At 69.8% G+C, this 5,422-nt stretch carries 6 protein-coding genes and 2 pseudogenes; 3 read left to right on the top strand and 5 right to left on the bottom strand.

The features are described from left to right. Window positions 1-125: 125 nt before the first annotated feature. Window positions 126-1,466: a methylenetetrahydrofolate--tRNA-(uracil(54)-C(5))-methyltransferase (FADH(2)-oxidizing) TrmFO gene (trmFO, locus tag F9K34_RS16695; protein WP_291338245.1), complete on the top strand. Its 1,341-nt coding sequence runs from the start codon at window positions 126-128 to the stop codon at window positions 1,464-1,466. Beyond that, complete coding sequence (gluQRS, locus tag F9K34_RS16690; protein WP_291338244.1) at window positions 1,466-2,362, top strand: tRNA glutamyl-Q(34) synthetase GluQRS; 897 nt, start codon at window positions 1,466-1,468, stop codon at window positions 2,360-2,362. The genes trmFO and gluQRS overlap by 1 nt, the downstream gene beginning before the upstream one ends. A 56-nt stretch (window positions 2,363-2,418) precedes the next feature. Here the strand turns inward: gluQRS and hisI are convergent, their stop codons facing one another. Then, window positions 2,419-2,778, bottom strand: a complete 360-nt coding sequence (gene hisI / locus F9K34_RS16685) for a phosphoribosyl-AMP cyclohydrolase (protein WP_291338243.1) — start codon at window positions 2,776-2,778, stop codon at window positions 2,419-2,421. A 79-nt stretch (window positions 2,779-2,857) separates the two neighbouring features. Here hisI and F9K34_RS16680 point away from each other — a divergent pair, with 79 nt between their 5' ends. Then, window positions 2,858-3,301 carry an iron-sulfur cluster assembly scaffold protein gene (locus F9K34_RS16680; RefSeq protein ID WP_291338242.1) on the top strand — a complete coding sequence of 148 codons (444 nt, stop codon included), beginning with the start codon at window positions 2,858-2,860 and terminating at the stop codon, window positions 3,299-3,301. Window positions 3,302-3,449: 148 nt separating this feature from the next. Here the strand turns inward: F9K34_RS16680 and F9K34_RS16675 are convergent, their stop codons facing one another. From F9K34_RS16675 to F9K34_RS16660, 4 genes and pseudogenes are all read right to left on the bottom strand, one after another. Continuing rightward, window positions 3,450-3,572 (bottom strand): hypothetical protein, encoded by a 123-nt coding sequence (locus F9K34_RS16675; RefSeq protein ID WP_291338241.1) that lies wholly within the window; start codon window positions 3,570-3,572, stop codon window positions 3,450-3,452. Between the two features lie 89 nt (window positions 3,573-3,661). Continuing rightward, a pseudogene (locus F9K34_RS16670) lies at window positions 3,662-4,738 on the bottom strand (ATP-dependent DNA helicase RecG); the annotation flags it as partial. Between the two features lie 24 nt (window positions 4,739-4,762). After that, window positions 4,763-5,143 (bottom strand): annotated as a pseudogene (locus F9K34_RS16665) (alcohol dehydrogenase catalytic domain-containing protein); the annotation flags it as partial. A 33-nt stretch (window positions 5,144-5,176) separates the two neighbouring features. Then, the coding region (locus tag F9K34_RS16660; RefSeq protein WP_291338240.1) for a 3-keto-5-aminohexanoate cleavage protein at window positions 5,177-5,422 on the bottom strand (246 nt) is incomplete at its 5' end.

Genomic DNA, 5,422 nt, shown 5'->3' with positions numbered 1-5,422 from the left:
AACAATACCAAAGCGGCCCTCCGGGGCCGCTTTGGTATTGTTGGCTCCGGTTTCCCCGGCCGCCCGCGCCGCCCGCCACCCCGCCGAGACTTTTCAATCGCCCGGCGGCGGACTACATGACCGCCATGAACGCGCGACTTCACATCGTCGGCGGCGGCATGGCCGGATCCGAGGCCGCCTGGCAGGCGGCTTCCATGGGCGTCGCCGTCACGATCCACGAGATGCGGCCCCGGGTCGGCACCTTCGCCCACCGCACCGGCGATTTCGCCGAAATGGTCTGCTCCAACTCCTTCCGTTCGGACGACGACGCGCAGAACGCCGTCGGGCTCCTGCACTGGGAGATGCGCGCGGCGGGCGGGCTCGTCATCGGCATGGCCGACCGCCACCGCCTGCCGGCGGGCGGCGCGCTCGCCGTCGACCGCGAGCCCTTCGCCGCCGCCGTGACGCGGGAACTTCGCGGCCACCCGCTCATCGAGGTCTCCGAGGGCGAGATCACGGCGCTGCCCGACTCGGGCCACTGGATCATCGCCACCGGCCCCCTCACCTCCGGCGCGCTTGCCGAGGCGATCCGCGCCGAGACCGGCGCCGAGGCGCTCGCCTTCTTCGACGCCATCGCCCCCATCGTCCATGCCGAGACGATCGACATGTCGGTCGCCTGGATGCAGTCGCGCTACGACAAGGGCGAGACGGAGGAGGAACGGCGCGCCTATCTCAACTGCCCGATGTCGCGCGAGACCTACGAGGCCTTCGTCGACGCGCTGCTCGCCGCCGACAAGACCGAGTTCCGCGAGGGCGAGACGGCGGGCTATTTCGACGGCTGCCTGCCGATCGAGGTCATGGCCGAACGCGGCCGCGACACGCTGCGCTTCGGGCCGATGAAGCCGGTGGGCCTGACCAACGCCCACCGGCCCGAGGTCAAGCCCCATGCCGTCGTCCAGCTCAGGCGCGACAATGCGCTCGGCACGCTCTACAACATCGTCGGCTTCCAGACCAAGATGAAGTATGGCGCGCAGGTCGATGTTTTCCGGATGATTCCCGGCCTTGAGAACGCGCGCTTCGCGCGCCTCGGCGGCATCCACCGCAACACCTTCCTCAACGCGCCGACGCTGCTCGATGACCGGTTGCGGCTGCGGTCGCGGCCCGGCATCCGCTTTGCCGGCCAGATCACCGGTGTCGAGGGCTATGTCGAAAGCGCCGCGATGGGGCTTCTTGCCGGCCGCATGGCGGCGGCCCAGATCCTCGGCCGCGACCTCGCGCCGCCGCCCCCCGAAACCGCCATGGGTGCCCTCGTCCACCACATCACCGGCGGGGCCGAGGCGAAGACCTTCCAGCCGATGAACGTCAACTTCGGCCTTTTCCCGCCGATCGAGGCGAAGGGCGGCCGCAAGGGTCGGAAGGACCGCTATCGCGCCTATACCGACCGCGCGAAAACCGTTTTCACGGAATGGCTTGCCGGGCAGGATTGATGCGCACGCGCTTCGCACCCTCGCCCACCGGCCCGCTGCACCTCGGCCATGCCTATTCCGCGATCCTGGCGCATGACATGGCGCGCGCGGCGGGCGGGGAGTTCCTCCTCAGGATGGAGGACATCGACCGTAGTCGCGCCCGGCCCCACTGGGAAGCGATGATCTGCGACGACCTCGCCTGGCTCGGCCTCGCCTGGGACGGACCGGTGATGCGCCAGTCCGAACGGATGCCGGCCTATGCCGCAGCGCTGGACCGGCTATGGCAGGACGACCTTCTCTATCGCTGCACCTGCACCCGCCGCGACATCGACGCCGCCCTCGCCGCCCCGCAGGAGGGTGTCCCGGCCGCCGGCCCCGACGGCCCGGTCTATCCCGGAACGTGCAGGGGCAAGCATTGCGGGGGCCTGCCCTGCTCGATGTCGCCTCGACCGACCGAAACACATCTCCGGCTCGACATGGGCAACGCCTGCGGGTGCCTCGGCCACCGGATCGACAGTGCGCACGGCGGGACTTTCGGGTTGCCGTTCCTCGAAACCGGCCCGGCGCATCCAGGCGACGTGTTCACATCCCGCGACGACTACCTGACCCGCATCGGCGACATAGTCCTCGCCCGCCGCGACATGGGTACGTCCTATCACCTCTCGGTCGTGGTGGACGATGCCGCGCAGGGCATCACCCATGTCACGCGCGGGAAAGACCTCTTCGAGGCGACGCGCATCCACGTCCTCCTGCAACGCCTTCTCGGTCTGCCGACGCCCCTCTACCACCACCACTGCCTGATCCGCGACGAACATGGCAAGCGGCTCGCCAAGCGCGACGATGCCCGCGCCATCCGCAAGTTCCGCGACGAAGGCGCCAGCCCCGACGACATCCGCCGCATGGTCGGCCTCGCCTGAACTGGCGCGTTCATCTTGCCGGAAAATACCTCCGCCGGAGGCTCCCCAATCCGCGCTCAGTCCTCGGGCCGCAGGATTTCCACCTCGGCCCCGTCGCGCACCGCCGTGTAGAAGCAGCTCCGCCGGTTCGTGTGGCAGGCCGGCCCCTCCTGCTCGACCAGCACCAGAAGGCAGTCGCGGTCGCAATCGAGCCGCATCTCCTTCAGCCGCTGCACATGGCCCGAGGTCTCGCCCTTCACCCAGAAGGCCCCGCGCGAGCGCGACCAGTAGGTCACGCGCCCGCTCCGGAGCGTCCGGGCCACCGCCTCGGCGTTCATCCAGGCGAGCATCAGGACCTCGCCCGAGGCATGGTCCTGCGCGATCACCGGGATGAGACCGCGGGCATCGTAGACCAGTGTCGAGGGCTCGAAGGGCATCCGTCCGGCTTCCTTTCCCGCGGCTTTGCGCCTATCTAGACTCCAGACGCCGGCGGGGAAAGCCCCGGGGGGAGAGCGCATGAGCGACAACGACCTCATCCACCTCTATTCCAAGCGCATCCTGGCGCTCGCGGCCGACATTCCGCACCTTCGCCGGCTCGACCACCCGACGGCGACGGTGCGCAAGCGCTCGCCGCTCTGCGGTTCCACCGTCACCGTCGATGTCGTGGTGAAAGACGGGCGCATTGCCGAGTTCGGCCAGGACGTGAAGGCCTGCGCGCTCGGCCAGGCCTCGGCGGCGATCGCCGGGGCGCAGATGATCGGCCGGACGCGGGCCGAGGTCGAACGGGCGCGCGACGAGCTTCGCGCCATGCTGAAGGAGGCGGGGCCGGTGCCGTCGGCGCCCTTCGTCGGCTACGAGGTGCTGGAACCGGCGCGCGACTACAAGAACCGCCACGCCTCGATCCTGCTGGTTCTCGAAGCCACGGCCGAGGCCATGGCCGAGGCCGAAGCGGCGGCCTGAGGCTGCATCCCCCAAAAAAACGCCGCCTTCCGGAGAAGGCGGCGAGGCAGGCGATTGCCGGGGGACCGGACGCGTGGCTCTGGCAGAGCCGGGGACTGGGGACAGGCGCGAAACCGGACGGCGAACCGCGAGGCAGAAACCGGACGACTCAGAAGATGGACGGCAGGTGCAGCGCGACGAGAAGCATCGCGATGAGGGAGAGCACGCCGGCGGCATCCTGAACGAGCGTGCCGCGCGCGCGGATCAAGGCGGATCTCACTTCCCGTGCCATGGGCAACCTCCACATCTGTTGCCCCTTTGTTCTCATATTGAAAACGATTCGTAAAGAACTTTCTGGGAACATCTGCGAACGAAACCGGCTCACCCGACGGAAATGAGCCGGATGGCCCGGTCCTGTTCCATCAGCCACAGCAGCACCCGCGCCGCCGCTCCGCGCCGGGTGGCAAGCCCGGCATCCTCGGCCAGCAGCTTGCGCGCGTCCCGCTGCGCAACCGCCATCAGCGCCGCCTGCCGCTCCAGGTCGGCGATGCGGAACCTCGGCAGGCCCGACTGCGCCGTGCCGATGAGGTCGCCGGCGCCGCGCATGGCGAGGTCCTCCTCGGCGATGCGGAAGCCGTCCTCGGTCTCGCGCAGGATCTGCAGACGCCGTTCTGCGGTGCCGCCGAGCGGCGGCTGGTACATCAGGAGGCAGGTCGATTCCGCCGCCCCGCGCCCTACCCGCCCGCGCAACTGGTGTAGCTGCGCGAGCCCGAAGATCTCCGCCCGTTCGATCACCATGATCGAGGCGTCGGGCACGTTCACCCCGACCTCGATCACCGTGGTCGCCACCAGCACCTTGGTCCGCCCCGCGACGAAGTCCGCCATGGCCGCGTCCTTCTCGGCCGGCGGCATCTGGCCGTGCACGAGGCCCACCACCCCTTCGCCGAGCGCCGCCCTGAGGGAGCGGAAGCGCTCCGCCGCGGCCGTGAGGTCCACCGCTTCCGATTCCTCGACGAGCGGGCAGACCCAGTAGGCCTGCCGCCCCTCGGCGACGGCCTGGCGCAGGTGGCCCACCACCTCGTCGTAGCGCCCGGCCGAGACGAGCGCGGTCTTCACCGGCTTCCGCCCCGGCGGCTTCTCGTCCAGCACCGAGACGTCCATGTCGCCATACTGCGCGAGGCTCAGGGATCGCGGGATCGGCGTCGCCGTCATCACCAGCATGTCGGCCGTCACGCCCTTGGCGGCCAGTTCCATCCGCTGCGCCACGCCGAACCGGTGCTGCTCGTCAACGATGGCAAGGCGGAGGTCGTGGAACTCCACATCCTTCTGGAAGAGCGCGTGGGTGCCGACGAGCACCTGGATCGCGCCCCGCTTCAGCGCCGTGAGCTTCTCGGCCCGCTCGGCGCCCTTGTCGCGCCCGGTCAGGATGTCGAGGACGATCCCGGCGGCCTCGGCCATGCCGACCCCCTTGGGCTTGGGCCGGACCGACGCGGCGTCGACCACGATGTGGCTGGCATGCGTGCCGTCGCGACGGATGCCGAGTTCGCCACCCGACCCCCAGACTTCCTGGCCGACCAGGGTTGTCGGCCCCTCGATCACGATGCCGGCAAAATCGCGGCCCGGGGTCCGCGGCCACACGGCATAGGGCATCTGGCCCAGCGCCGCCTTGACGTCGGACGGATTGACGCCGGCTGCGTGGATCTCGACCAGCACCTGGTCGGCATGGTCGCGCCGCAGCGTCGTGATCTCGATGCCGAAGTCGAGCGAGGCGAGATCGGCAGCCTTGGCGGTCAGCCGCAGTCTGCGGGCACTGACGCCGGCGCCCGTCGCGACGCTGGGGGTGGAATCGACCAGAAGGGTCATGGGTACTGCTTCCTGCTGAAAATAACGGGCATTTCAGGCGGCCAGCCGGGTGGCCAGCCCCAGCAACTCGCGGGCCTGGCGCGGGGTCGCGATCTCGGCGCCCAGCGCCTGCACGATCCCGCGGGCCTTGTCGACCATCGCGGCGTTGGACGGCGCCAGCACGCCGCGGTCGATGAACACGGCATCCTCCAGCCCGATGCGGACATGGCCGCCCGCCAGGCAGGATTGCGCGACCATCGGAAAGGCCGACCGCCCGGTTCCGAACGCCGTCCAGGTCGC

Origin of the sequence: Albidovulum sp., from assembly GCF_008933605.1 — a bacterium.
Taxonomy (GTDB): Bacteria; Pseudomonadota; Alphaproteobacteria; order Rhodobacterales; family Rhodobacteraceae; genus Albidovulum.
Note: the sequence above shows the minus strand (reverse complement) of the source record. Positions and strands in the feature narration are given on the sequence as shown.